This window comes from Pseudarthrobacter sp. MOO13 (genome assembly GCF_058267655.1).
Genome location: NZ_CM177848.1, coordinates 76,439 through 101,005, shown reverse-complemented (window position 1 = coordinate 101,005; position 24,567 = coordinate 76,439). Strand labels below are relative to the sequence as shown.

Here is a 24,567-nt window from a genome sequence, read left to right as displayed (position 1 = left end):
TGCCGGTCCGGCCGGACACTTTGAGAACTCGACTCCCTTGCGCCGGTACTAACCGGATCAGGTTCGAGGGTCTGCGGCTGTCCCGCACTCTCAGCGCCCACCTGCGGTTCCCGGCATGGCCAGGTTGTCCGACGGCGGCGCTCCCCTGTCGTTTTTGAATGTTGATGTTCGCGTGTAGATACTGCCCGGTTTGGGCGTGGTCAAGTTTACACCTGGCGGGGGCTGGGCGGCGGCCATGCCGGCTGTTGAACCGGATGTGACCGCGGACCGCCGTCAGCGGGCCCGAGAGGATGCCGGCCATGCCCTTGCCCGGACCGGTCCGGGTGTACGGCTAGGCTGGAGGCAGTCCGTTTTCCGCCCGCAAGGAGTACTAGGAATGAACCTCTTCATCAAGCTGCTCGGTACCGCGGTGAGCCTGGGCGCAGGCCTGGTCGGCACCAAGCTCGTCAACACCATCTGGGAGAAGACCACCGGGCAGAAGCCGCCCAGCGGCAAGGGCGAGGACGTGCCCACCAGCCTGCGGTCGGCCTTGACTTTCGCACTGATCTCCGCGTCCGTCAGCGCCATCATCCAGGTCCTGGCCAACCGGGGCACCCAGCGCGCCATCACCCGCTTCGCCAAGACGCAGGACATCGTCTAGCTACTGGCGGTTTTCGCCGTCGTCGCGGTTGTCCGTCAGGGCAGCCTCGGCGGCGGCTTTTTGCACTACGGCCTCAAGCTCATCGGCGGCGAGCAGCTCCCGGTGCAGGTGCTTGGTGCGATAGCCGGCCCGGCCCACCATGTGCGCGGACACCGGCACCGTGAGCAGCTGGAAGATCCAGGCCACCACCAGGACCGGCCAAACCCACCAGTTGCGCATCTGCAGCCCAATGGCTGCCAGCAGCAGGAACAGGCCCAGGACCTGCGGCTTGGTGGCGGCGTGCATGCGGCTCATCAGGTCCGGGAAGCGGAGCAGCCCGATGGCGGCGCCCAGGGACAGGAGCGCACCCGCCACCATGAACACCGCGGAGGCAAGGTCGATCCACGCGTCCGCGCCGGAAAAGTCAGGATTCATGGGGGTTCACCCTCCGGTCGGCGACGAACCGGGCCACCGTGACCGACCCGATGAACCCAATGATGGAGATGGCCACCACCAGCATCAGGTTGTTCAGGTGCCGGTTCACGGCCATGTCCACGCACAGGGCCCCGCCCAGGATGGCGAGCAGGACATCGGCCGCAAGCACCCGGTCCAGCAGCGAAGGGCCGCGGGCAATCCTGATGATGGCCCCGCCCGCGGCGAGGGAGAAGATGACGGCCGTGACCGCCAGGACAACAGGCATCATGCGGACGCCTCCATTCGGACGGCTTCGAGTTCTTCGGCGGACCCCATGATGCGGATCAGGCCCGCTTCGATGGACCGGACCTCGTTCCGCAGGCCCTCGATGTCCTGCTTGGAGGTGATGTTGAGTGCATGCAGGTACAGGGTGGAGGCCGGGCGGTCCACCTCCACCACCAGGGAGCCGGGAATCAGGGAGATCACGTGCCCGGTGGCGGTGACGATCAGGTCCTGGTGGCTCCGGAGCTTCACCGCGACGACGGCGTTGGTCACCTTGGGTCCGCGGACGGTGGCCAGGTACAGGACCTGGCCGCTGGCAACCACCACTTTCGCCAGGAAGGCAAAGGCGAAGGGCACGGCGTACAGGATGTTGAACCGGCCGCTGAGTTCCACCGGCGGAAGGTAGAACAGCCTGGCAACGCCTACCGCCAGCAGGGCACCGAAGAGCAGGTTCCCGGGGCTGAAGTCCTGCCACAGGGCGCCCCACACGATCACCAGCCACACCAGGAGGGGAAGCTCCTGCCGCAGCGAAATCCGTTTGCGGCTCATCGTCCTCCTCCCGTCACGGTGGCCGGAACGGCGGTATTGCTGCCGAGGACCGACTGGATGTAGGGGGCCCGGTCCAGCATGTCCCGCGCAGCCTGGTCGGAGAGCCCGAACAGCGGCCCGGCGAACACGGTGAGCGCGACGCCGAGCACCACCAGGCCAAGGGTTGATCCCACCATGGTGCGCGGCAGGAGCGTGACCGTGTTGAGTTTGGCGCCCGGACCGGCGGCGCGCCCCGAGGGGCCGGCCAGCAGCACGGGGTCCGGATGTTCGGCGTCCTCCGGCTTCCGCCAGAACGCCCGGTTCCATACGCGGGCGATGGCCAGCAGCGTCAGCAGGCTGGTCAGCACCCCGCCGATCACCAGTGCGTAGGCCAGCGGGGTCCCCAGCTCAATGCCGGCCTGCAGCAGGCCCACCTTGCCGAGGAACCCGGAGAACGGGGGGATGCCGGCCAGGTTCATGCCGGGGATGAAGAACAGCATTGCCAGCAGGGGCGAGAGCTTGGCCAGGCCGCCCAGCCGGTCAACGGAGGAGCTGCCGCCGCGGCGTTCGATCAGGCCGGTCACCAGGAACAGGCTGGTCTGGATGGTGATGTGGTGGGCCACGTAGAAGACCGCAGCCGCCAGCCCGGCCACGGAGGACATGGCCAGCCCGAACACCATGTACCCGATGTGGCTGACCAGGGTGAACGAGAGCAGACGTTTGATGTCGCTTTGCGCCAGCGCACCAAGGATGCCCACCACCATGGTCAGCAGCGCCACCACCATCAGTGGCGTGTTCAGGGTGTCGCCGGGGAACAACAGCGTCTCGGTCCTGACCATGGCGTACACGCCCACCTTGGTCAACAGGCCGGCGAACACGGCGGTGACGGGTGCCGGCGCCGTGGGGTAGGAGTCGGGGAGCCAGAAGGACAGCGGGAAGACGGCGGCCTTGATGCCGAACGCCACCAGCAGCATGACGTGCAGCAGGGTCCTGGTGCCTTGGTCCAGGTCGCCCAGCTTGAGGGCGAGGTCAGCCATGTTCACTGTCCCGGTTGCGCCGTACACCATGGCGATGGCGATCAGGAACAGCACGGAGGACACCACCGACACCACCACGTAGGTGACGCCGGCGCGGATCCGGGGCCCGGTGCCGCCCAGGGTCATCAGCACGTAGCTTGCGGTCAGCAGGATCTCGAAGCCTACGTAGAGGTTGAAGAGGTCGCCGGAGAGGAACGCGTTGGACACCCCTGCCACCAGGATCAGGTAGGTGGGGTGGAAGATCGAGACCGGTGCGTCTTCGTCGCCGTCGGCCATGCCTTGCCCGGTGGCGTACACCAGCACGGCGAGGCTCACTGCCGAGGAGACCACCAGCATCAGCGAGGAGAACTGGTCCACCACCATCACGATGCCCCAGGGCGGCAGCCAGCCGCCGATGGTCACCGCGGCGGTCCCGCTGTTCCACGCGGACGCCAACAGGAGGCATTCGAGGGCCAGGGTGAGTGACAACAGTCCGATGCTGACCGCCCGCTGGGCCCGGGAGTGCCGGATCAGGAGGAAGGTCAGTGCGGCGCCCAGGATGGGAAGGACGACGGCGAGCGGGGCCAGGCTGGCGATGTTCACTTTTTGCCGCCTTCCGGGCCGGATTCGATGGTGAGCGAGCCGGGCTGTTCTTCCGCGGCTGCCTGTTCGGCCGGCATTTCCCGGCCTCCCGCCGTGACGGTGGCGAGCGGAAACTCGGATGTTTCGGCCGGGATTTCGGCGTCGTCCTCCGCGTCGAAGCTCGGTGTTTCCGCCACCCGGAGGTCCTCCACGTCGTCCTGGATATCGTCCTGGCGGGCCAGGACCCACGTGCGGTAGATGATGCCCAGCATGAACGCCGTGACGGCGAAGGAGATCACGATCGAGGTCAGGATCAAGGCTTGCGGCAGGGGGTCGTTGTAGTCACCGGCGGGGGTGTCCTTGGTGAAGAACGGAGCCAGGCCGGCGTATCCCCCGGTGGAGAGGATCAGCAGGTTGGTGGCGTTGGCCAGCAGCATCAGCCCAAGCAGGACGCGGGTGAGGCTGCGTTCGAGGATCAGGTAGATGCCGCAGGCATAGAGGGCGCCCATGACGATCAGCAGGGTCAGGTTGACGCTCATGCGTTGCCCTTTGCGGTGGTCTCGGCAGGAATACGGTCCGGTTCCTGGTCCTGCTGTGCCGGTTCAGGCCCGGCCGCAGCGGACCGTTCTTCCATGTGTTCATCGATCTCGGCACCCAGGCTGCGCAGCACGTCGAGCACCAGGCCCACCACCACCACGTACACGCCGATATCGAAGATGGTGGAGGTGACGAACTTGATGTCGCCGAAGACGGGCAGCCACACCTCGATGATGGCGGACTGGAACACCTGGCCGCCCAACAGCAGGGGCGTCACGCCGGAGGCAGCGGCCAGGGCCAGGCCGGTGCCCAGCAACGCACCGGCGCTCAGCGGTGCGGCTTCCCTCAGTTCGAACCGCCCGCCGGCCAGGTAGCGGATGGTCAGGGCCAGGCCGGCGGTCAGGCCGCCGGCGAAACCGCCGCCGGGCAGGTTGTGGCCGGCCAGCAGCAGGTAGAGCGAGAAGATGATCATCGAGTGGAACATCAGGCGGGTGACCACCTCGAAGATGATGGAGCGGCGTTCCGGGGCGAGGGTCCTGCCCGCCACGATCCAGGCGTCCCGTGCCGAGGCGGCGAACTTCCGGCTGATGGCCAGCGCCGCACCGTCGCGGGACCCGGGGTCCACGCCGTGGTACCGCCCCACGGTGCCCTCGGCAACGGAGGCGGACCGTTGCAGGCGGTCTCCGCGGCCGCGGACGAAGATCAGGCTGGCCACGCCGGTGGCGGCCAGGGCCAGGACGCTGATCTCGCCGAAGGTGTCCCACGCCCGGATGTCCACGAGCGTCACGTTCACCACGTTCAGGCCGCCGCCGCCCTCGTAGGCGAGCTGCGGGAACTGCAGGGACACCGGGATGGCGGTCCTGGCTCCCATGGCGAAGATCGCGGCGAACACCATGGTCACGCCGAAGCCCAACCCGATGATGACGCGCAGCACCCGGTACTTTCCGCCGGTGCGGTCACGAAGCTCAGGAGGAAGGCTGCGCATGGCCAGGACGAACGCCACCAGGATGATGGTTTCCACCAGCATCTGGGTCAGGGCAAGGTCGGGGGCGCCCTGCAGGGCGAACATGAGGGCGATGCCGTACCCGGTGACGGAGACCATCAGCACCGCCAGGAAGCGCTTGTTGGCCTTGACGGCGGCAAGGGCGCCAATCACGATGCCCGCGCCGGCCACGAGCTGCAGCGGCGAGTGCGGGTCCACGAGGTAGATGTCCTGCGGCAGGGCATTGCCGCTGAGCAGGATGGCGGTGAGCGGCAGGACGAACGCCACGCTGAGGATTACGGCGAGGTAGAAGTAGAGGGAACCGCGCTGGGTCCGGCCCGTGATCCAGACGGCGGCGTCGTCCAGGGCGCCGATGGTGAGCTGGTAGCCCCGGTCGCCGTCCACCCAGCCCGGAACCCGTGCCTGCGCCCTGGCCACGGCGTTGCGGCCGACGTACATCGCCAGGCCCAGCACGAACGTGACGGCCGTCAGCCCCAGTGCGGGGGTGAAACCGTGCCACAGCGCCAGGTGGCCGGCCTGCTCAGCCGGCGTTCCGGCGTCGGGCGCCGTGGAGGCGAACAGCGCCGCGTAAGGCTGGATCCAGGCGTCAACCGGTACCGGCCAGAGCCCGTAGGCGATGGTCAGGAGGCTCAGGACCGCGGGCGCGGCAAGGAAGGAGGGCCGGATGGCTTTGAACGGGGTGGGCTCCACGCCGGGCTTCGCCGCGAAGGCACCCCACATGAACCTGGCGCTGTAGGCGAAGGTCAGGATGGATCCCACCACCAGGCCGGCCAGCACCACCATGCCCCACGGACCGGCATGCGGGCCGGTGGCGTGGTGCACGAACGCTTCGAGTACCGATTCCTTGGCCACAAACCCGGCCAGCAGCGGCACCCCGGCCATGGAGGCCGCACCGATGCCCGCCACGACGCCCAGGGCCCGCGAGGACCGGAAGACGCCGGAGAGTTTCCGCACATCACGGGTCCCGGACTGGTGGTCGATGATGCCCACCACCAGGAACAGCGTGGCCTTGAACAGGCCGTGGGCCAACAGCATTGCAAGCCCGGCCAGGGCGGCGTCCGGTGTCCCCAGGCCCACCACCATGGTGAGGAAGCCCAGCTGGCTGACGGTGCCGTAGGCAAGGATCAGCTTGATGTCGGACTGCCGGAGCGCCCGGTAGCCTCCCACCAGCATCGTGGCCAGGCCCAGGCCCAGGACCACGGGCTGCCAGTACGCCGTCTCCGCAAAGCCCGGCGCAAGGCGGGCCACCAGGTAGATTCCCGCCTTGACCATCGCCGCCGCGTGCAGGTAGGCACTGACGGGGGTCGGCGCAGCCATGGCACCCGGGAGCCAGAAATGGAACGGGACCAGCGCGGACTTGGTGATGGCACCCACCAGGATGAGCACGACGGCGGCGCCCACCGTGGCGCCTGACGGTCCGGAGACCAGCGCGGCCGCTTGCTCCAGGATGCTGGAGATGCGGTAGGTCCCCGCGGTGTAGCCCAGCATGATCAGGCCCACCAGCATGGCCAGGCCGCCGGCCGTGGTGACCATGAGCGCCTGCAGGGCGGACCGGCGGGCCGCGAGCCGGGTCCTGGCGAACCCGATCAGGAGGTAGGACAGGATGGTGGTGAGTTCCCAGAAGATGAACAACAGCAGCAGGTCATCGGCCAGCACCAGGCCGAACATGGCGCCGGCGAAGGCAAGCAACTGCGCGCCGAACGCACCGAGGTCCTGGTCTTTCCGTTTGAAATACCGCGCGCAATAAAGCAGCACCAGCGCGCCGACACCCAGCACCAGCAGTGACATCACCCAAGCCAGCGCGTCCATCCGGAACGCAAACTCAAGGTGGAGGCCGGGAATCCATTCAAAGACTTCGGATACTGCGCCGGACCCGGAATAGACGGCGTCGTGCTGGAAGGCCAACCAGGCGAAGGAAACAGCCGGGACGGCCGCCAACGCGTAGAACGCATTCCGGCCCCAGGCCCTGAAGAGGAAAGGCGCCAGGACAGCCACCGAAAAGTGCACGGCAAGGACTGTTATCACTGGTATCTCCGCAACGTCAGGGATTCGATTGTCAAAAGTTGGAGCAGGCGGCAAGAAAGTTAGATCCGGGAGGCTCCAGTTTACCAAGGCCCCGGCACCACCTTTTCTTGTGCGGGGTGGGCCGGGCGGCGAATTCCCCCACGTCGCAGGGCTGTGCTCCGCCGGGTGTTCGCCACGGGCGGATACGATTCAACGTATGAACAGCGCCAGCGCTCAGGGGGCAATGCGGCCTGCCTCGGAACTTGAGTCCGGAACCCGGACTTCCACCAAGCGCCGCATCCTGGCGTGGGCCTCCTGGGACTGGGGTTCGGCGGCCTTCAACGCGGTCATGACCACGTTCGTCTTCACCGTCTACCTGACGTCCAACGCCTTCGGCGGGGAGGACAGTGCTTCCGCGGTCCTGGGCTCCGCCCTGGCTGTCGCCGGACTGGCCATCGCGCTCCTGGCTCCGGTCACCGGCCAGCGCTCGGACGCGGGCGGCCGCCGCAAGCTGTGGCTGGGAGTGAACTCGGCCGCCGTCGCCATCCTTACCGCCCTGTGCTTCTTCGTGTTTCCGCACCCGGAATTCCTGCTTCCCGGCGCCTGCCTGATTGCGCTGGGCAATGTGTTCTTCGAGTTCGCCGGCGTGAACTACAACGCCATGCTGGCCCAGGTTTCCACGCCGCAGAACATCGGGAGGGTCAGCGGGTTCGGCTGGGGCGCGGGCTACGTCGGCGGAATCGTGGCCCTCCTGATCGTCCTGCAACTATTCGTCCAACCGGCTTTCGACTGGGTCGGGGCGTCCACCACGGACAGCCTGAACATCCGGCTGGTAGCTGTCTTCTCCGCGCTCTGGTTCTTCGTCTTCGCCCTCCCGGTGTTGTTCGCCGTTCCCGAACTGCCCCGCGGCGCCAATACCGCCCGCCTGGGCTTCCTGGCCAGCTACGGGCTGCTGTTCCGGCGCATCAAGGCCATCTACGCCACCAGTCCGCACACCATCTACTTCCTGCTCGCCAGTGCCGTCTTCCGGGATGGGCTGGCCGCCGTCTTCACCTTTGGCGGCATCATCGCGGCCGGGACCTTCGGCTTCGCTCTGTCGCAGGTCATCTTCTTCGCCATCTTCGGGAACGTGGTGGCGGCCATCGGTGCCGTGATCGGCGGCTTCCTGGATGACAAAGTGGGCCCCAAGGCCGTCATTACGGGTTCCTTGGTGGGGCTCCTGGCCGCCGGGACCGCCATCCTGGTGCTGGGCAACGGAAACTATTCCTTCTTCGGCATGGATTGGGCCGGGAGCACCACGTTCTGGGTGTTCGGACTGTTCCTCTGCCTGTTCGTCGGCCCGGCCCAGTCCTCATCCCGCGCCTACCTGGCCCGCCTGGCGCCACACGGGGAATCGGGAGAGCTCTTCGGGCTGTACGCCACCACCGGACGCGCCGTCAGCTTCCTGGCCCCCGCACTCTTCACCCTGTGCATCACCGTGGCCACCCCGCTGGTGCCAGCCGGGCAGGCCCAGCGCTGGGGCATCCTGGGCATCATGGTGGTGCTCCTGGCCGGGCTTCTGGTCCTGCTGCCGGTGAAGTCACCGGACAAGGCCCCCATCGCCGTGGTCCCCACTGCCTGACCCTCCCTCAGGCACCCGGCCAGGGCCCGGGCCCGGTGTTGCCAGGCAGACTAGGCTGGAACCATGAACGTGGACGAAACCAACCTGCCCGGCCTGGGCCGCCGGAGGGATTTCATGACCGCCTCGGGGCGCCGCATTGGCGTCGTGGAGCTGCGGGAAGGCCAGACCGAACTCATCGTCTCCACCTGGGACGATCCTGATACCTGCCAGGCGTCGATTCCGCTCACCAGCGACGAAGCCGCCACGTTGGGCAACCTCCTGGGCGGCACCCACCTGGCCATGAAGCTCGCCGAGGAACACAAGGACGTCCCGGGCATCGTTACCCGCCAGTTCTCCATCGCCGCTGACTCCCCGTTCCAGAACCAGCCCATGGGCAAGGCCTGCATCCGTACCAGGTGCGGCGTCTCCATTGTGGCCATCATGCGCGAAGGAGAGGTGCTGCCCTCGCCCGGGCCCGACGTCGTCCTCCACCCTGGCGACCTGCTGGTGGCGGTGGGCACCCAGGAAGGCCTGGACTCGGCGGCCAATATCCTGCGCCACGGCTAAGCCGAAATGGACCCGTTGGCCCAGACCCTCATTGAGCTGGGGGCCGTTGTGTTCTGCCTCGGCCTGCTGGCCAGGCTGGCCGGCCGGATTGGAATGTCCCCCATCCCGTTCTACCTGCTGGGCGGACTCGCGTTCGGGGCAGGCGGCATCGTCAAGCTGGAGGGAATGCACGAGTTTGCGCACCTTTCCGGCGAAATTGGCGTCATCCTCCTCCTGCTTATGCTCGGATTGGAATATACGGCTGCCGAGCTTTTCACCGGGCTGCGCCGTTCGTGGCAGGCCGGCGTCCTGGACCTGGTCCTGAACTTCATCCCCGGCGCAGGCCTGGCGCTGGTCCTGGGCTGGGGCGGCGTCGGTGCCATGGTCATGGGCGGGGTCACGTATATTTCGTCGTCCGGCATTGCTGCCAAGGTCATTACGGACCTGGGCCGGCTGGGAAACCGTGAAACACCGGTAGTGCTGTCCATCCTGGTCTTCGAGGACCTCGCGATGGCCGTGTACCTGCCCATCCTCACTGCCACGCTCGCAGGTGTGAGTTTCCTGGGCGGCCTCACCACGGTGGGAATCGCCCTGGCGGTGGTGAGCCTGGTCCTGATGGTGGCGCTGCGGCACGGGCACCACGTCTCCAAAGCCGTCCACAGCGAGAACTCCGAGGTCTTCCTGCTCAACGTCCTGGGTGCCGCGTTGCTGGTGGCCGGCGCGGCGTCGGCCATGCAGGTGTCCGCTGCGGTGGGCGCCTTCATGCTGGGCATCGCCATCTCCGGCGCCACGGCACACAGCGCCACCCGCATCCTCGAGCCGCTGCGCGACCTTTTCGCCGCTATCTTCTTCGTGGCGTTCGGGCTGAACACGGATCCCACGTCCATCCCCCCGGTTTTGGGCTGGGCCCTGGTGTTGGCGGCGGTCACGGCGGGCACCAAGATGCTGACCGGTATCTGGGCGGCGAAACGCGCCGGAATCGCCCGGCCGGGCCGCTTCCGCGCCGGCGCCGCGCTCATCGCACGCGGCGAATTCTCCATCGTGATCGCGGGGCTGGCGGTCGCGTCCGGGGCGGTTCCGCACCAGCTGGCGGCGCTGGCCACGGCCTATGTGCTGCTCATGGCGGTGCTGGGCCCGTTGGCGGCGCGCTACGTGGAACCCCTCGCAAAGGCTGCCATCCGGCGGCCCGTGATCGCGCCGCGGGTTTAGGGCTGCCGCGCCGCCGGATCCAGCGCTGCCGGAGCTAGATGCTGGTGCGGTGGAAGTTCAGGTGGCTGCGGCTGGCCGTGGGACCGCGCTGGCCCTGGTACCGGTTGCCGTACTCCCCCTGGCCGTAGGGGAACTCCGCGGCGGAGCTGAGCCGGAAAAAGCAGAGCTGGCCGATCTTCATGCCGGGCCAGAGCTTAATCGGCAGGGTGGCCATGTTGGACAGCTCCAGCGTGACGTGCCCGGAGAAACCAGGATCGATGAAGCCTGCAGTGGAGTGTGTCAGGAGGCCAAGCCGGCCCAAGGATGACTTGCCTTCCAGGCGGGCGGCGATGTCATCGGGCAGGGTGACGGTTTCGTACGTGGACCCCAGGACGAACTCCCCAGGGTGGAGGATGAACGCTTCGTCCTGCTCCACTTCCACCAGCCGCGTCAGTTCGGGCTGCTCCAGCGCTGGGTCGATGTGCGCGTACTTGTGGTTGTCGAACAACCTGAAGAATTTGTCGATCCGCACATCCACGGACGATGGCTGGACCATCGCGGGGTCGTAAGGTTCCAGCACGATCCGCTGGGAATCAATTTCGGCACGAATGTCGCGGTCAGAGATCAGCACGGCTCCCAAATTACCGTATCGGTTATCCACACCCGCACTTTCCCGTTGTTGCTGTGGCCCCGTGGGGCTAATGTTGCGAATGAAAGCCGCCGGAATGGTCTCCCGGGTAGGCATGACAGAGCTGGGGATGTTGTGAATAAATTGGTGGCACCGTCTTTTATTGGCGTGCTCTGCGCGTTGGCGCTGGTCTCATCGTCCGCCACTGCTCCTCCTGCGCCGCCGTTTGGCCAGGCTTCGGGCACGGCGAGCATCACCCTCGCGGCTCCCTTGGTGCGCGACGCCGGCCGGTCCGCTGCGGCGAACACAGGCGTCGGAAACCTCACGCCGGCCGTGGACCCGGACATCCGGGCCGCTTCACCGCTGCCCGCCTCCACCCCGCCCGCCGCTGCGTCCGCGCCCGCAACGTCATCAACGGCTGCGGCATCCTCCCCGTCCACCACGCCGTCCACCACGCCGTCCACCGGAGCGCTCCCCGCCGCCACCTCCGCAGCGACGACATCCGACGTGCCGTCCATCCCTCCGCTCTGGGCGCCCGACCACGAACTCGCCGCCCCGGCCCAGCTGGCCGCACCCGAATCGGCCACCGCGCTGCCCTCCACCGAGGCGCTGGTCCCGGACAGCAACGCCGCCGCCATCCTCACGGTCTTCACCAAGATCAATGAGTACCGGGTGGCCAACGGCCTGAACAAGGTGAAATACCACCCCACCGTGGCCGGCCTGTCCCAGGAATGGTCGGACAACATCGCCACCCGGGAGGTGGTGGAACACCGGGCCTCCTTCTGGACAGACCCCCGCGCGATGAGCCCCAACAACGGGGCCGGTGAGATCATCGCCATCCGCACGGACCGCGACGCCGCCCAGCTTGTGGAATGGTGGAAGGGCTCCCCCGGGCACAACGCCATGCTCCTGGATCCCAGGTTCAACGTCATGGGAGCCGGCATCTCCTACACCAACTCCACCTACCAGATCTGGGGAGTGGTGAACTTCTTCGGGTACACCACGCTGCCCGCCGGCACCCTCGATTCCCCTGGCGGCGCCGGCACCGGCGGGCCCTTCCCGGCACCCCCGCCAAGCCTCTGCGATGCCCCGGTACGGCACATGCCGCCCACCCTGAACCTTTCCGCCGCCGCCATCACCGGCCCGGCTGACCTCGTGTCGGTCGACTCCGCGGGGCAACTGTTGAACAGGGCAGCCACCGGCCCCCGTACCTACGCCGCAGCGAAAGTGATCGGCTCAGGGTTCGCCGGCGCCAAGGAAGTCTTCGTGACGGACTGGGACCGCGACGGCACCTACGACGTCCTGGTCCAGTGGACCACGGGCAACCTGGCCCTCTACCGGGGTATCGCCACCGGCGGCTTCCAGGCGCCCATCACGCTCGGCACCGGCGGCTGGAACACCTTGACCCTGGCGGTGGGAGGCTGGTGCGCCAACAACAGGATGCCCCAGATCCTCGCCCTCGACGGCTCCGGAAACCTGTTCCTCTACCCGAACAAGGGCACCGGCGACATTGCCGACCGCGTCACCATTGCCACCGGCATCACCGCCTCCCGGCTGGCCATGGTGGACTTCGACGGTGACGGCTTCCAGGACATCCTGGCGCTCAAGGCCGACGGCAGTGCCACGCTGTACCGCGGGTGGGGTACCACCACGCTTCGCGCTGAGGCACGGCCCACCGTAGCCACGGGATGGACGGACGTCACCGGGATCCGCGCGCTGCGCAACGTCACCGCGCTGAACTCCCGGGGGGTGGCACTCCGCCGGGCAAACGACACCGTGCAGTACTGGGACCTGGGCTCCGGAAGCCTCGCGTCGCCGTCGAACCTTGCCGGGCCTTGGACCGGCCAGCGGCTGGCGCAGTAGTCCCGGGAGGTGGGGCCGCCGGCTCCGCAGGGTTCAGAGGGCGGGCTGGAGTTCCAGGACGTCCTTCAGCCGATCGAGCTGGCCGACGTCGGAGCTGACGCGGCGCTGCAGCATCCCGTCCAGGAGCCCCAACCGGTTGAAGATGCTGAACCGGCCTTCGCGTTTGGCCTCCACGGCGAACCTGACGCGGGTGCCGGAGCCTTCGGTGCTGAGGTAGTACCCGCCCCAACGGGTGGCGGGCCCGGAAACGATGTGGAATTCGATTTCAGCCCCGGGCCGGATATTGGTGATTTCCAGCTCCGCCGGAATGCTTAGCCCGGAGCGGCCGGCCACCATCTTGCGGTAAACGGCGCCCTTGCTGTCGGCCGGACCCTGCACGAGCTTGACACTGCGGACGTCGTGCCGCCAGGAGGGGAGGTTGGTGGCGTCAAGGAGGTACTGGTAGACGGCCATGGCGTCACGCTCAATGAGGACCTCGTTTTCTGCGCTTGCCATGAAGATATTTCCTGTGGTTGACGTCGGCTGCCGCAGTAGTTGCCTCCCCCAACGTGGCCGCTACCCGGATCAGGTTAGCCAGCGCCCGTCCGCCGGACCTAGCCGGCAGGGCCGACGTTATTGAAGAGTTACTGGATGACGCCGCAGGGTTGGAGGACACGCAACGCCCCGCTTGCCGGGTTGGCGGGGAGCCCCTCGATCTGCGCTAAGCTAAGTTCTGCCCCGCGCGAATGGGGGGCACTGCGGCTGTAGCTCAATGGTAGAGCGCTAGCTTCCCAAGCTTGATACGCGGGTTCGATTCCCGTCAGCCGCTCTGAAACCTCCCTCCCCGCATGTTGCAGCCACCCCGGTGCCCATTAGGTGCAGGGGTGTAGGGTCGGTAGTCAGGAACCCTTTCGGTTCCGCTACAGGAGCAATCATGGCTGACAAGTCCCCGCGTCAATCGGCATCAAAAAAGTCCGGCAAGTCCATCAAGGAAAAGCGCGCAGACAAGAAGGCCGCCGCAGCGCCGGCCAGCTCCCTGGACATCACGTCCACCAAGGCCGCAAAAAAGAAGTGAGCGGCCACGAACCCCGGCTGAGCCTGGGCGTCCTGGCCTCCACGCGAAAACCGGACGAGCGCCGCGTACCCATCCACCCCCTGCACGTCGAACGGATCGCCCCCGCACTGCGGCAGCGCATCATCCTGGAGCAGGGCTACGGCGAGCGCTTCGGCGTCCCGGACAGCCACCTCTCCACGCTGGTGGGACGCATGGCGGCCCGGGAAGAACTGCTGGCCGCGGCCGACGTCGTCCTCCTGCCCAAACCGCAGCCGGAAGACCTGGCGGAGATGCGGGACGGACAGGTCCTCTGGGGGTGGCCGCACTGCGTCCAGGACCGCGCCATCACCCAGCTGGCGATTGACAAGAAACTGACCCTCATCGCGTTTGAGGCGATGAACCACTGGGCCAGCGACGGCGGGTTCGGCCTGCACGTGTTCCACAAGAACAATGAGCTGGCCGGCTACTGCTCGGTCCTGCACGCCCTTGCGCTGACGGGTTCCACCGGGGACTACGGGCGCCGGCTGAGCGCCGTCGTGATTGGCTTCGGCGCCACGGCGCGCGGGGCGGTGACGGCGCTGAACGCGCACGGCATCCACGATGTCCAGGTGCTGACCAACCGCGGCGTAGCAGCGGTGGGCGCCCCCATCCATTCAGTGAACATCGTGCAGTTCGACCACGACGACGAGGCTCCCTTCCTGAGCCAGGTCATCACCGAACGGGGCAGGGTTCCGCTGGCACCGTTCCTCGCCGAGAGCGACATCGTGGTCAACTGCACGCTGCAGGACCCGAACAACCCGCTCACCTACCTGCGGATCGAGGACCTGGCAGCATTCAGCCCCGGCAGCCTTATCGTTGATGTTTCCTGCGATGATGGCATGGGCTTCAGCTGGGCCAAGTCCACCACGTTTGCGGCCCCGATGATCACGGTCGGCGACCACATCAACTACTACGCGGTGGACCACAGCCCGTCCTACCTCTGGAACTCCTCAAGCTGGGAGATCAGCCAGGCGCTTCAACCGTTCCTCGAAACAGTCATGGGCGGACCGGCAACGTGGGACGCGAACGACACCATAGCGCGGGCCATCGAGATCCGCGACGGCGTCATTCGAAACGAGGCTGTGCTGCAATTCCAGGAACGCGCCGCGGAGTACCCGCACCCGGCGTTGCAGCTGGCAGCCCTCTAGGCAGCTCCCCCCGAAGGGCAACCGGGCACGGCGCCGACCCCGGTTGCCCCAGTAGCGCCTGCGGCCCCCATTAGGCGCCGGGTTTTTGGGGCGCCGGGGTTTTAGGCGCCGGCGTGCCGGCTGACGATCCGCAACGGGCGGCGCCCCTTCAGGTCCATCCGGAGCTGCAAGCCGCCCTTGCGGGCCAGCACGGCCCCCACCGACAACGCGGCCAGCGCGGGTACGCCACCGGACACCAGCAGCGCGGCGTGCGGGTTCACATGCTCGGCGATCCAGCCCAGCATGGGCCCGCCCAGCGCCTGGCCGCCGATCAGCACCATGATGTACAGGCTCATGACCCGGCCGCGGATGGCCATGTTGGAACTGACCTGCACCAGCTGGTTGGACCCGGTGAGGAACATCAGGCACCAGAACCCGGACAGGACCATGACCGCGCCGAACCACACCATGGACGGGGCAAGGGCAGCCAGGCAGAGCATCAGTCCGTACATCCCGGCGCAGAACACCACGGACCGCAGGCGCAGCTGCCGACGCCGGGTGGACGCCACGGCGCCGAACAGCGCCCCGAGTGCCACCAGGGCGTTGAGGAGGCCATACCCGCCGGCCCCCACCTGGTAGACGTGGTCCGCGAACGCGGCAAGCAGCACCGGCAGGCTCATGGCGAACACCGCGATGAACCCGGCCATGAGCCATGGCCAGTAAATGGTGGGCTTGCTCAGGGCATAGCGCAGCCCCTCCCGGAGCATGCCCTTGCTCTTGGGCGTCGGGGCGCTGACGAAAAGCTGGTCCTTGCGCAGGAGCAGGAGCATGGTCACCGTGGAGCAGCAGGCCAGCGCGTTCGCCGCGAACGCCCAGCCGGCCCCCACCGCCGTCAGGAGCAGCCCCGCGATGGCCGGCCCGATCAGGCCGCCCAGCTGGAAGGTGGTGGAGTTGACGCTGATGGCGTTCCGCAAGTACTTGGGGCCCACGAGCTCGTTGACGAACACCTGGCGGGCGGGCTGGTCAAGGACGGTCACCAGGCCCAGGACAAACGCGATGACGTAGACGTGCCACACCATGATCACGCCGGTCAGGGCCAGGACGGCCAGCGCCGCCGCAAGGACGGCGGCCATACTCTGGCACAGGATCAGGATCTTCCGTTTGGCGAACCTGTCCGCGATCATCCCGCCCCAGGGGCCAAGCACCAGGGACGGCATGAACTGCAGGGCCACCGTGAACCCCACGGCCGTCACGGATCCCGAGAGCTGCAGCACCAGCCAGTCCTGGGCGATGCGCTGCATCCAGATGGCGATGACGGCGATGAAGTGGCCCATGGCGAAGATCCGGAAGTTGGGCACTTTCAGCGAGATGAAGGTGTGCCGCCAAGGCAGCTTTTCAGGGACGACGGCGAGCGGCTGGGTCTGGTTATCCGGCGGCGCTGAGCCCGCCGCGTCGATAACTGGCTGGGTGACGGAGGCCGACGAAGGCGGTGGGGGTGCCACAGGTGTGTCCTCAAAATTGCGGGCGGTCTGGGATGTCTTTAACGCTAGGCTGGCGGAGCCAATTATGGAGCGGTATGGTCCCTATAACTCGTATTGCAAAACGCAATACACGCCGACTGTGAATGCCGCGGGAGCTACGAGATGTTTGAACCAGCCCAACTGCGATCCTTCCTTGCGGTGGCCGATACCCTGAGCTTCACCAAGGCCGCCGAACGCCTGGGGCTGGCGCAGCCCACCATCAGCCAGCACATCCGCAAGCTTGAAACGGCCGCCAAGCGCAGCTTGATCGCCAGGGACACCAGGGACGTGCGGCTCACCGACAACGGCGACGCCATGGCCGGATTTGCCCGGAATATCCTCGCGGCCCACGATGCAGCCGCACGCTACTTTTCCGGGTCCGCAATGCGCGGGCGGCTGCGGTTCGGCACGGCGGATGATCTCGCCATCACCGGGCTGCCGCGGATCCTGCGCGAATTCCGGCAGATCTATCCGCAGATCAACCTGGAACTCACGGTGGGCCAAAGTGACCAGCTCTACCGAAAACTCAACGCCGGCCAACTGGACCTGGTCTTCGTGAAGTGGGTGGCCGGGGCGAAGGACGGCACGGTGGTCCAGCACGATTCGTTCTCGTGGGTGGGCCTTGAACAAACGTCACTGGAACCTGGAACGCCCGTGCCGTTGATCGCCTACCCGTCCCCCAGCCTCAGCCGGAAACTGGCCATCGATGCCTTGGAAGCCCACGGCCGGACTTGGCGGATCACCTGCACCACCCGCCAGATCAGCGGGGTGCTCGCGGCCGTCCGGGCGGGCATCGGCGTTGCCGTCATGCCCACGTCACTGGTCCCGGATGACCTGAAGATCATCACCCGGCGCTTCGACCTGCCCGCGGTGGGAGATGTGGACTTCACCTTGATCCGCAATCCGCTGGCAAACTCAGAGGTAATTGACGCCCTCACCCAATCGATCGTTGGCCGGACCATTAACCGCCAAACTTAACCCCGTGGCAGCCCGAATTCCAGCATTTGGCGGGATTAGGGGGACCGTGTCCATTGATAGGGGAGGTGCCATCCCCTATGCTCTATTACCAAGGTCAAGCAGCAGGCCGCGTTCACTAACACAGACGCGCGTCCGCATGCCGGCCGCGTTTGGGACAGGCAGCCAATGACGACAGCCAGGAACACCCATCTCAACTCCGCGCACGCACGCCCGTACGCCGAGGCACGGCCTTCCACCCGCCAGAGCACCCTCGGCAGCGGACGGGCTTCGGTTGATACCGGATACGTCGGCAAACCCACCTGCGACAAGTGCCGGACCGACGAATTCGTCTACCTTGAGTCCTATATTCCCCCCACGTACCGTCGCGACGGCAGCGTGGCCGCACTGGGCGAAGTGGCCTACACCTGCACCCACTGCGAGGAATTCTCGGCCCACAACGTCCCAGTGACCTGGACGCCGCCCGGCTGGTACTTGGGCTAAAGAAACCGGCCAGACACACTGCATTAGAGACAAGGCCGGGCAGCCACCGTTCAGTGGCTGCCCGGCCTTTCCTTGCGCCTGGCTGCGGCGCGCGGGTTTCCAGGGATCAGAGCCTCAATGGCTCAGATCAGTGCGTCGGAGAGGTGGTTCGGGGTTCCGAACCGGTGGGCGGTGATGCTGACGGCCTGCTCGTGCAGGAACGGCAGCAGCTCCACCCGCCCGGCCTCCGTGACCGAATGGGCGTACACCGCAAGGTCGGGCCGTCCGCCGGTCGCCTCGGCAAGGGCGGATGCATCGCCGCCGATCAGGCGGATGCGGCCGCCGGACAGCTTGCCCGCGGAGGCGAGGCGTCCTGCCGAAGCCAGCCAGCCGGCGTCGGACTCCACCGTCACTCCAATATCCTGTGCGGTGAGCACGGCACGCAGCTGGGCCGGAAGTTCGACGGCGGTGGAAACGGTGAGCGCGGAGCCCGCCAGCACGCCGGCCGCCACGGTCCGTACGAGGTGCGACAGCGGAGCACCTTCGGACAGGCGGATCGTGACGGGGAGGTTCCGGTAGCGGAAGACGTTGCGTTCCGCGCTCAAGCCCGAAACGTCCTTGGCGGTGCCGAACTCCCCGGCCCAGGCCTCGGCGTCGGACGCCAGTGCCCGCTGGACCGATTCCAGCGCTGCGGCGCCAAGAACCGGTGCGGCTGCGTCCAGGACCCGGCGGACACCCGCGTGGGTCACCGGGGCGGTGGCGGTGCTGGTGGCAGGAACCCAGTCGCCCAGGCCTGCCAGGTAGTTCGGGCCGCCCGCCTTGGTGCCGGCTCCGACGGCTGACTTCTTCCAACCGCCGAAGGGCTGGCGCTGCACGATGGCGCCGGTGATGCCGCGGTTCACATAGAGGTTGCCGGCCTGGATGGTGTCCAGCCAGATGCCGAGTTCCTCCGTGTTGAGCGAGTGCAGGCCCGCCGTGAGTCCGTATTCGATCTGGTTCTGGATGGCGATGGCTTCTTCCAGCGTCGCAGCGGTCATCACACCCAGGACCGGGCCGAAGAACTCGGTCAGGTGGAAGTAGGAGCCGCGCTTGACGCCGTACCGCACGCCGGGGCTCCACAGCCGCCCGGTGCCATCCAGCTTCTTCGGTTCCACGGCCCAGCTTTCGCCCTCGCCCAGCGTGGTGAGCGCGTTGAGGAGCTTGCCGTTGGCGGGCTCGATGATGGGGCCCATCTGGCTGGTGGGATCCTGCGGGTAGCCCACCTTAAGTGAGGTGACGGCGTCGATCAGCTGGTTGTGGAACCGCTTGGACGTGGCCACGGAGCCCACCAGGATCACCAGCGAGGCCGCGGAGCATTTCTGGCCGGCGTGGCCGAACGCGGAGTAGGCCACGTCCTTGGCTGCCAGGTCCAGGTCGGCGCTGGGGGTGACGATGATGGCGTTCTTGCCGCTGGTTTCGGCCAGCAGCGGCAGGTCCTTGCGGAACGAGCGGAACAGTTCGGCGGTCTCGTAGCCGCCGGTGAGGATCACGCGGTCCACGGCCGGGTGGCTGATCAGCTGCCGGCCGAGCTCCCGCTCCCCCAGCTGCACCATGGTCAGGACATCCTTGGGGACGCCGGCTTCCCACAGGGCTTCGACCATCACGGCACCGCTGCGGGCGGCCTGCTTGGCGGGCTTGATCACGACGGCGGACCCGGCGGCGAGTGCCGCGAGCGTGGAGCCTGCGGGGATGGCGACCGGGAAGTTCCATGGCGGCGTGACGACGGTGAGCTTGGCTGGGACGAACGTGGCGCCGTCGACCGTGTCCAGCTTGCGTGCGGACTCGGCGTAGTAGTGCGCGAAGTCGATGGCCTCGCTGACCTCGGGATCGCCCTGGTCGATCGTCTTGCCGGTCTCGCTGGCCATCACCTCGAGGAGATCGGCGCGGCGGGCCTCGAGGATGTCGCCGGCGCGGTGCAGGATCTCGGCGCGCTCGTTGCCGGAAAGCTTGCCCCAGGCTTTGCCCTTTTCCACGGCGGTTTCGATGGCGGTGTTGAGCGCGGCTTCGCCGTTGATGAAGGCGGCCTCAACGGCGGCGTTGCCCAGGGTGGAGGACGGGACGCGTTCCAGGATGGCCCGGCCCCAGGTGCGGTTGGCCGGCAGCGCGGGGTCGGTATCGGGGGTGTTCCGGAATCCGGTGTGCGGCAGGGCCTCCGGGGCCTGGTTCCGGTCCTGCCTGCGGTTGGGCAGCGGAACGGTGTTGTCCAGGGCGTCCAGCGAGGACAGGAACCGCTGCTTTTCCCGCTCGAACAGTCCCTCGTTCTCACTGAGCTCGAACACTGCGGACATGAAGTTTTCCTGGCTGGCGCCCTCTTCGAGGCGGCGGATCAGGTAAGCGATGGCGACGTCGAACTCGGCCGGGTGCACCACCGGGGTGTAGAGCAGCAGGGAGCCGACATCCTTCTTGACGGCTTCGGCCTGGCCCTGTGCCATGCCCAGCAGCATCTCGAATTCGATACCCTGTTCTGCGGCATCCGCGATGCCGCGCTGCTTGGCCAGCAGCCAGGCGAAGGCGATGTCGAAGAGGTTGTGGCCGGCCACGCCGATCCGGATGTTCTTGATCCGGTCCGGGTGCAGCGCATAGTTGATGACCCGCTTGTAGCTGGTATCGGAGTCCTGCTTGGAGCCCCAGGTGGCCAGCGGCCAGTCGTGCAGCGAGGATTCCACCTGCTCCATGGGGAGGTTGGCGCCCTTGACCACGCGGACCTTGATGCCGGCCCCGCCGTTGGCGCGGCGCGCGGCGGCCCAGTCCTGCAGCCGGATCATGGCGGACAGTGCGTCCGGGAGGTAGGCCTGGAGCACGATGCCGGCTTCGAGGTCCTTGAACTCCGGATTGTCCAGGATCCTGGTGAAGACCGCGATGGTCATATCCAGGTCCTTGTACTCCTCCATGTCCAGGTTGATGAACTTGGCCTTCCTGCCGGGGCCCGCGAAGGAGGCAGCGCGCCGGAACAGCGGGGTGAGCTTGTCGACGACGTGCTCCACGGCTTCCTCGAAGGCCCAGGCCGAGTGCGGGGCCACGGTGGAGGAGACCTTGATGGAAACGTAGTCGACGTCGGGGCGGGCCAGCAGGGTGTGCGTGCCTTCCAGCCGGCGGGAGGCCTCGTGCTCGCCGAGGACTGCCTCGCCGAGCAGGTTGACGTTGAGCTTGATGCCGTCCTTCTTGATCTTTGCGATGGCCGGACCCAGCTTGGCATCGGTGGCGTCAACGATCAGGTGGCCCACCATTTCGCGCAGAACCTTGCGGGCCACGGGGATGACCACCCGGGGCAGGACAGGGGCCATGGTGCCGCCGAGCGCCACGGCGCGGCGCATGTACCAGGGCAGGAAGGCCGGAACCTTGGGGGCCAGTGCGGCCAGGTTGCGGGCGGCGACGTTCAGGTCCTCGGGGCGGACCACGCCGTCCACGAATCCAACGGTGAACTCCAGGCCGTTGGGGTCTTTCAGCACGCCGGCGAGCTGTTGGGCGGAGGCGTCGACCGGAACCTTCGACGCTTCGGTGAGCCAGCGGCGGACCAAGGCGACCGCTTCGTCGGCGAGTGCCTTCGCCTGGGCGACGTCGACGTCGACCGTCTGCGCCGTGGCAGCGACGGGGGCTGCAGGTTCCATTGCAACGTAGGTCATGGTTTTCCCGTTCTTTCCTGGGGTTGGGAGGAGGTCTTTCCACCAGTATGAGCTTCGAATCACATAAGATAAAGCGATCTTTTCCAACCAATACAGGTTAGGAAAACCAATCTTTTAGCCCCTCTCGCAACCCCCGCTCACCTTTGACACTCAAAACCCCAACCCCCGCTCAGATCCTGCGAATAAATTCCAAACGCCCGCTCGCATTCTGCGACTAAACAGCGAAACCCTCCTGCACGTGATGCGCAGGAGGGTCCCCTGTTCTTGCAAGATGTGAGCGGGCGTTTCAGGAACCGCCGCCAGATGTGAGCGGGCGTCTCAGGAATAACGGTCGGATGTGAGCGGGCGTCGGAAGGGGGTCAGGACAGGGGGCGGTGCACGTCCGCGAGCTCCTGGTGGCGCGGGCTGTTGGGGTTCATCAGTGAGTGCTTGCGTCCGTAGCCGAAGTAGATCACCAGGCCGATGATGAGCCACACCACGAACCGCAGCCAGGTTTCCCAGTGCAGCTGCAGCATCAGGAAGGCCGAGGCGAGCACGCCGAATGCCGGGATTACGGGCATCAGGGGCAGGCGGAAGGTACGGGGCGCGTCCGGCCGCTTGTAACGGAAGATGATCACGGACAGGCAGACGACGACGAACGCGGCCAGGATGCCGATATTCGTCAGGTCCGCGACCGCCTTGATGGGGAAGACGCCGGCCAGGAACGCGGACGCGATGCCGCCGATCCAGGTGACGCGCTGGGGGGTACCGTTGCGGTCCGTCTTGGCGAACCAGCCCGGCAGCAGGCCGTCGCGGCTCATGGAGAACCAGACGCGGGTCACGCCCAGGAGGAAGGTGAGCATCACGGTGAGGATGGACAGCACGGCGAACACTGAAATGATGGTGGCGATGACCGGCAGGCCCACGGACGTGAAGGCTGAGGCGAAGCCTGCCTTGGGGTCGATGTCCTTGTAGTTCTGCATGCCGGTGAGGACAAGCGTGGCGGCAACGTACAGCAGCATCGCAATGATGAGCGAGAGCACGATGGCCTTGGGCATGTGCTTTTTGCCGTCCTTGGCTTCCTCGGCCGCGGTGCTCATGGCGTCGTAGCCGAACACGGCGAAGAAGACGGTGGCGGAGCCGGCAACCACGGGGCCGAAGCCGCTGGGCATGAACGGGTTGTAGTTGTTGGTGTCGATATAGAAGACGCCCAGCCCGATGATGAAGAGGATCAGGACGACCTTGATGCCCACCGCCACGAGTTCAAACCGGCCGAACGCCCTGGTACCGCGGGAGAGGATCCAGGTCACCAGGAGGCAGACCAGGATGGCGGGAACATTGATGACGCCGCCCTTGCCTTCGTCAAAGGTGGAGGTCATCGCGGCCGGCAAATGGATGCCAATGCCGGCAAGGAAGGCGTCGAGGTAGCCGGAGATGCCGATGGCCACCACGGCGACGATGGCAATGTATTCCAGCAGCAGGTCCCAGCCAATGAACCAGCCGATCACCTCGCCGAGCGCTACGTAGCCATAGGTGTAGGCGGAGCCGGCACGCGGGATCATGCCCGCGAATTCCGCGTAGGAGAGGGCGGCGGCCGCTGAGGCGAGGCCTGCGATCAGGAACGAGATCAGTACCGCGGGCCCCACCCCGGGAGTTCCGTCGCTGCCTGCCGCCACCAGTCCCGCGAGGGAGAAGATGCCGACGCCGATAATGCCGCCAACACCGATGGCGGTGAGCTGCCACAGCCCGAGGGACTTGAAAAGGCCGCTGTGCTTGCTTTCTTCTTCGATGTCGTCGATGGGCTTGCGCCGCATGATCGACTGGGTCATGTCTCTACTCATCAGGAACTCCTGCTGTGGGGTGCGACCCCGCCGCGGCACGCCAGGGGATGGCTGTGACGGGGGTAACTAGGTTCCAACAGTATGCGTGGGCGTTTGCATTAGATAAAGTGAATCCTTCTAACCAATATTCGTTAGGTTCAGTTAGGAATTCGCGATGCTTGACGTCCGCCGGCTGCGGCTCCTGCGTGAATTGAGCATCCGTGGAACCCTCGCGGAAGTGGCGGAAGCACTTCAGTACAGCCCGTCCTCGGTATCGCAGCAGCTCGCGCTCCTGGAGAAGGAAGTCGGCGTCGAGCTGCTCCGTAAGACCGGCCGCCGGGTGCAGCTGACGCCCCAGGCCGAGGTGCTCGTGGCGCACACCGCGCAACTGCTCGAAACCATGGAACAGGCCGAGGCGGACCTGGCCGCATCCCTGACCACGGTGACCGGCACAGTGCGGATCGCGGTCTTCCAGTCGGCCGCGCTGGCGCTGATGCCGGATACCTTGACGCGCATGGCCGCCGCCTACCCCGAGGTGCGGATCGAGATGATCCAGCGGGAGCCCGAAACAGCACTGCATGAGACGTGGGCACGGGACTTCGACCTGGTGATCGCGGAGCAGTACCCGGGCCACGCTGCCCCGCGCTACCCCGAACTGGACCGGGTGAAGCTGACCACCGACGCCATCCGGCTTGCGGTTCCCCCGGCATCCGACGACGGCCCGGCCATCCGGTCGCTGGCGGACACCGCGGACCTTGCCTGGGTCATGGAACCGCGGGGCGCGGCGTCCCGCCACTGGGCGGAGCAGGCCTGCCGCAGCGCCGGGTTCGAGCCCGATGTCCGCTTTGAAACCGCGGACCTGCAGGCCCAGGCCCGCCTGATCGAGTCCGGCAACGCGGTGGCGCTGATGCCGGACCTGGTGTGGACCGGCCGCGGCACCACGGCGCAGCTCCTGGAGCTTCCCGGCAAGCCGCACCGCACCATCTTCACGTCGGTCCGCCGTTCCAGCGTCCAGCGCCCGGCGATCCTCGCGGCCCGCGAGACGCTCGCCGCAGCCGCCGCGGCGGTGGCGGGGAACGACGCCGGGTGACTGGCCGCCGTCGTCCGTGACTGATGTGTTTCCTGCGTCACTGCGGGCAA

At 66.9% G+C, this 24,567-nt stretch carries 21 protein-coding genes, 1 tRNA gene and 1 riboswitch; of the genes, 11 read left to right on the top strand and 11 right to left on the bottom strand.

Going from position 1 to position 24,567, the window contains the following annotated elements; all coding sequences use genetic code 11:
- Nucleotides 1–16: 16 nt before the first annotated feature.
- Nucleotides 17–157, bottom strand: a riboswitch (TPP riboswitch).
- 219 nt (nucleotides 158–376) lie between these two features.
- The gene (locus AC4EEO_RS00395; RefSeq protein WP_018760727.1) at nucleotides 377–640 is read left to right on the top strand and encodes a DUF4235 domain-containing protein; all 264 of its coding nucleotides are present in this window, start codon (nucleotides 377–379) and stop codon (nucleotides 638–640) included.
- On the opposite strand, the gene mnhG is transcribed toward AC4EEO_RS00395, so the two are convergent.
- Genes mnhG through AC4EEO_RS00365 form a run of 6 tightly spaced genes read right to left on the bottom strand, consistent with a single transcriptional unit; the run spans nucleotide 641 to nucleotide 7,006 of the window.
- Nucleotides 641–1,054: a monovalent cation/H(+) antiporter subunit G gene (gene mnhG / locus AC4EEO_RS00390; protein ID WP_491339612.1), complete on the bottom strand. Its 414-nt coding sequence runs from the start codon at nucleotides 1,052–1,054 to the stop codon at nucleotides 641–643. It abuts the gene before it with no gap.
- Nucleotides 1,044–1,322, bottom strand: coding sequence for an MrpF/PhaF family protein (locus tag AC4EEO_RS00385; protein ID WP_018760725.1), 279 nt, complete (start codon nucleotides 1,320–1,322; stop codon nucleotides 1,044–1,046). The genes mnhG and AC4EEO_RS00385 overlap by 11 nt, the downstream gene beginning before the upstream one ends.
- Nucleotides 1,319–1,864: a Na+/H+ antiporter subunit E gene (locus tag AC4EEO_RS00380; protein ID WP_018760724.1), complete on the bottom strand. Its 546-nt coding sequence runs from the start codon at nucleotides 1,862–1,864 to the stop codon at nucleotides 1,319–1,321. The genes AC4EEO_RS00385 and AC4EEO_RS00380 overlap by 4 nt, the downstream gene beginning before the upstream one ends.
- A complete protein-coding gene (locus AC4EEO_RS00375; RefSeq protein ID WP_018760723.1) occupies nucleotides 1,861–3,462 on the bottom strand; it encodes a Na+/H+ antiporter subunit D in 1,602 nt (533 codons plus the stop codon). The genes AC4EEO_RS00380 and AC4EEO_RS00375 overlap by 4 nt, the downstream gene beginning before the upstream one ends.
- Nucleotides 3,459–3,980 carry a Na(+)/H(+) antiporter subunit C gene (locus AC4EEO_RS00370; RefSeq protein ID WP_133831922.1) on the bottom strand — a complete coding sequence of 174 codons (522 nt, stop codon included), beginning with the start codon at nucleotides 3,978–3,980 and terminating at the stop codon, nucleotides 3,459–3,461. The genes AC4EEO_RS00375 and AC4EEO_RS00370 overlap by 4 nt, the downstream gene beginning before the upstream one ends.
- Nucleotides 3,977–7,006 (bottom strand): Na+/H+ antiporter subunit A, encoded by a 3,030-nt coding sequence (locus AC4EEO_RS00365; RefSeq protein ID WP_491339611.1) that lies wholly within the window; start codon nucleotides 7,004–7,006, stop codon nucleotides 3,977–3,979. The genes AC4EEO_RS00370 and AC4EEO_RS00365 overlap by 4 nt, the downstream gene beginning before the upstream one ends.
- Before the next feature lie 196 nt (nucleotides 7,007–7,202).
- On the opposite strand from AC4EEO_RS00365, the gene AC4EEO_RS00360 reads away from it, so the two are divergent.
- The 3 genes from AC4EEO_RS00360 to AC4EEO_RS00350 all read left to right on the top strand — a co-directional run bounded on the left by AC4EEO_RS00360 (nucleotide 7,203) and on the right by AC4EEO_RS00350 (nucleotide 10,340).
- Nucleotides 7,203–8,606: an MFS transporter gene (locus tag AC4EEO_RS00360; RefSeq protein WP_491339610.1), complete on the top strand. Its 1,404-nt coding sequence runs from the start codon at nucleotides 7,203–7,205 to the stop codon at nucleotides 8,604–8,606.
- A gap of 63 nt (nucleotides 8,607–8,669) precedes the next feature.
- Nucleotides 8,670–9,152, top strand: a complete 483-nt coding sequence (locus AC4EEO_RS00355) for a cation:proton antiporter regulatory subunit (RefSeq protein ID WP_018760719.1) — start codon at nucleotides 8,670–8,672, stop codon at nucleotides 9,150–9,152.
- Between the two features lie 6 nt (nucleotides 9,153–9,158).
- Entirely contained in the window at nucleotides 9,159–10,340 is a 1,182-nt protein-coding gene (locus tag AC4EEO_RS00350; protein WP_018760718.1) for a cation:proton antiporter, read from the top strand.
- Nucleotides 10,341–10,374: 34 nt separating this feature from the next.
- Here the strand turns inward: AC4EEO_RS00350 and dcd are convergent, their stop codons facing one another.
- Nucleotides 10,375–10,950: a dCTP deaminase gene (gene dcd / locus AC4EEO_RS00345; protein ID WP_018760717.1), complete on the bottom strand. Its 576-nt coding sequence runs from the start codon at nucleotides 10,948–10,950 to the stop codon at nucleotides 10,375–10,377.
- 144 nt (nucleotides 10,951–11,094) lie between these two features.
- Between dcd and AC4EEO_RS00340 the strand changes: the two genes are divergently transcribed.
- Complete coding sequence (locus tag AC4EEO_RS00340) at nucleotides 11,095–12,810, top strand: CAP domain-containing protein (RefSeq protein ID WP_491339609.1); 1,716 nt, start codon at nucleotides 11,095–11,097, stop codon at nucleotides 12,808–12,810.
- A 33-nt stretch (nucleotides 12,811–12,843) separates the two neighbouring features.
- Here AC4EEO_RS00340 and AC4EEO_RS00335 read toward each other — a convergent pair whose 3' ends face one another.
- Nucleotides 12,844–13,305: an SRPBCC family protein gene (locus tag AC4EEO_RS00335; protein WP_109045501.1), complete on the bottom strand. Its 462-nt coding sequence runs from the start codon at nucleotides 13,303–13,305 to the stop codon at nucleotides 12,844–12,846.
- A gap of 242 nt (nucleotides 13,306–13,547) precedes the next feature.
- On the opposite strand from AC4EEO_RS00335, the gene AC4EEO_RS00330 reads away from it, so the two are divergent.
- The 3 genes from AC4EEO_RS00330 to AC4EEO_RS00320 all read left to right on the top strand — a co-directional run bounded on the left by AC4EEO_RS00330 (nucleotide 13,548) and on the right by AC4EEO_RS00320 (nucleotide 15,030).
- A tRNA-Gly gene (locus AC4EEO_RS00330) sits at nucleotides 13,548–13,618 on the top strand.
- 105 nt (nucleotides 13,619–13,723) lie between these two features.
- Nucleotides 13,724–13,864 carry a hypothetical protein gene (locus AC4EEO_RS00325; protein ID WP_018760714.1) on the top strand — a complete coding sequence of 47 codons (141 nt, stop codon included), beginning with the start codon at nucleotides 13,724–13,726 and terminating at the stop codon, nucleotides 13,862–13,864.
- Nucleotides 13,861–15,030, top strand: coding sequence for a N(5)-(carboxyethyl)ornithine synthase (locus tag AC4EEO_RS00320; protein ID WP_491339608.1), 1,170 nt, complete (start codon nucleotides 13,861–13,863; stop codon nucleotides 15,028–15,030). The genes AC4EEO_RS00325 and AC4EEO_RS00320 overlap by 4 nt, the downstream gene beginning before the upstream one ends.
- Nucleotides 15,031–15,131: 101 nt before the next feature.
- Here the strand turns inward: AC4EEO_RS00320 and AC4EEO_RS00315 are convergent, their stop codons facing one another.
- Nucleotides 15,132–16,511, bottom strand: coding sequence for an MFS transporter (locus AC4EEO_RS00315; RefSeq protein WP_491339607.1), 1,380 nt, complete (start codon nucleotides 16,509–16,511; stop codon nucleotides 15,132–15,134).
- A gap of 141 nt (nucleotides 16,512–16,652) precedes the next feature.
- Here AC4EEO_RS00315 and AC4EEO_RS00310 point away from each other — a divergent pair, with 141 nt between their 5' ends.
- Nucleotides 16,653–17,507, top strand: coding sequence for a LysR substrate-binding domain-containing protein (locus AC4EEO_RS00310; protein WP_018760711.1), 855 nt, complete (start codon nucleotides 16,653–16,655; stop codon nucleotides 17,505–17,507).
- A gap of 165 nt (nucleotides 17,508–17,672) precedes the next feature.
- The gene (locus AC4EEO_RS00305) at nucleotides 17,673–17,987 is read left to right on the top strand and encodes a hypothetical protein (RefSeq protein ID WP_018760710.1); all 315 of its coding nucleotides are present in this window, start codon (nucleotides 17,673–17,675) and stop codon (nucleotides 17,985–17,987) included.
- 122 nt (nucleotides 17,988–18,109) lie between these two features.
- Here the strand turns inward: AC4EEO_RS00305 and AC4EEO_RS00300 are convergent, their stop codons facing one another.
- Nucleotides 18,110–21,628, bottom strand: a complete 3,519-nt coding sequence (locus AC4EEO_RS00300; protein ID WP_491339606.1) for a bifunctional proline dehydrogenase/L-glutamate gamma-semialdehyde dehydrogenase — start codon at nucleotides 21,626–21,628, stop codon at nucleotides 18,110–18,112.
- Between the two features lie 359 nt (nucleotides 21,629–21,987).
- Nucleotides 21,988–23,436, bottom strand: a complete 1,449-nt coding sequence (locus AC4EEO_RS00295) for an amino acid permease (RefSeq protein ID WP_491340375.1) — start codon at nucleotides 23,434–23,436, stop codon at nucleotides 21,988–21,990.
- 166 nt (nucleotides 23,437–23,602) lie between these two features.
- Here AC4EEO_RS00295 and AC4EEO_RS00290 point away from each other — a divergent pair, with 166 nt between their 5' ends.
- Complete coding sequence (locus tag AC4EEO_RS00290; RefSeq protein ID WP_461839461.1) at nucleotides 23,603–24,517, top strand: LysR substrate-binding domain-containing protein; 915 nt, start codon at nucleotides 23,603–23,605, stop codon at nucleotides 24,515–24,517.
- The last annotated feature ends 50 nt before the right edge of the window (nucleotides 24,518–24,567 follow it).

Coding starts and splice junctions, on each gene's coding strand:
- AC4EEO_RS00295 (WP_491340375.1), bottom strand. CDS start 23,436: ATGACCCAGTCGATCATGCGGCGCAAGCCCATCGACGACATCGAAGAA.
- AC4EEO_RS00305 (WP_018760710.1), top strand. CDS start 17,673: ATGACGACAGCCAGGAACACCCATCTCAACTCCGCGCACGCACGCCCG.
- AC4EEO_RS00310 (WP_018760711.1), top strand. CDS start 16,653: ATGTTTGAACCAGCCCAACTGCGATCCTTCCTTGCGGTGGCCGATACC.
- AC4EEO_RS00335 (WP_109045501.1), bottom strand. CDS start 13,305: ATGGCAAGCGCAGAAAACGAGGTCCTCATTGAGCGTGACGCCATGGCC.
- AC4EEO_RS00385 (WP_018760725.1), bottom strand. CDS start 1,322: ATGATGCCTGTTGTCCTGGCGGTCACGGCCGTCATCTTCTCCCTCGCC.
- mnhG (WP_491339612.1), bottom strand. CDS start 1,054: ATGAATCCTGACTTTTCCGGCGCGGACGCGTGGATCGACCTTGCCTCC.
- AC4EEO_RS00300 (WP_491339606.1), bottom strand. CDS start 21,628: ATGACCTACGTTGCAATGGAACCTGCAGCCCCCGTCGCTGCCACGGCG.
- AC4EEO_RS00395 (WP_018760727.1), top strand. CDS start 377: ATGAACCTCTTCATCAAGCTGCTCGGTACCGCGGTGAGCCTGGGCGCA.
- AC4EEO_RS00350 (WP_018760718.1), top strand. CDS start 9,159: ATGGACCCGTTGGCCCAGACCCTCATTGAGCTGGGGGCCGTTGTGTTC.
- AC4EEO_RS00360 (WP_491339610.1), top strand. CDS start 7,203: ATGAACAGCGCCAGCGCTCAGGGGGCAATGCGGCCTGCCTCGGAACTT.
- AC4EEO_RS00370 (WP_133831922.1), bottom strand. CDS start 3,980: ATGAGCGTCAACCTGACCCTGCTGATCGTCATGGGCGCCCTCTATGCC.
- AC4EEO_RS00355 (WP_018760719.1), top strand. CDS start 8,670: ATGAACGTGGACGAAACCAACCTGCCCGGCCTGGGCCGCCGGAGGGAT.
- AC4EEO_RS00290 (WP_461839461.1), top strand. CDS start 23,603: ATGCTTGACGTCCGCCGGCTGCGGCTCCTGCGTGAATTGAGCATCCGT.
- AC4EEO_RS00325 (WP_018760714.1), top strand. CDS start 13,724: ATGGCTGACAAGTCCCCGCGTCAATCGGCATCAAAAAAGTCCGGCAAG.
- AC4EEO_RS00380 (WP_018760724.1), bottom strand. CDS start 1,864: ATGAGCCGCAAACGGATTTCGCTGCGGCAGGAGCTTCCCCTCCTGGTG.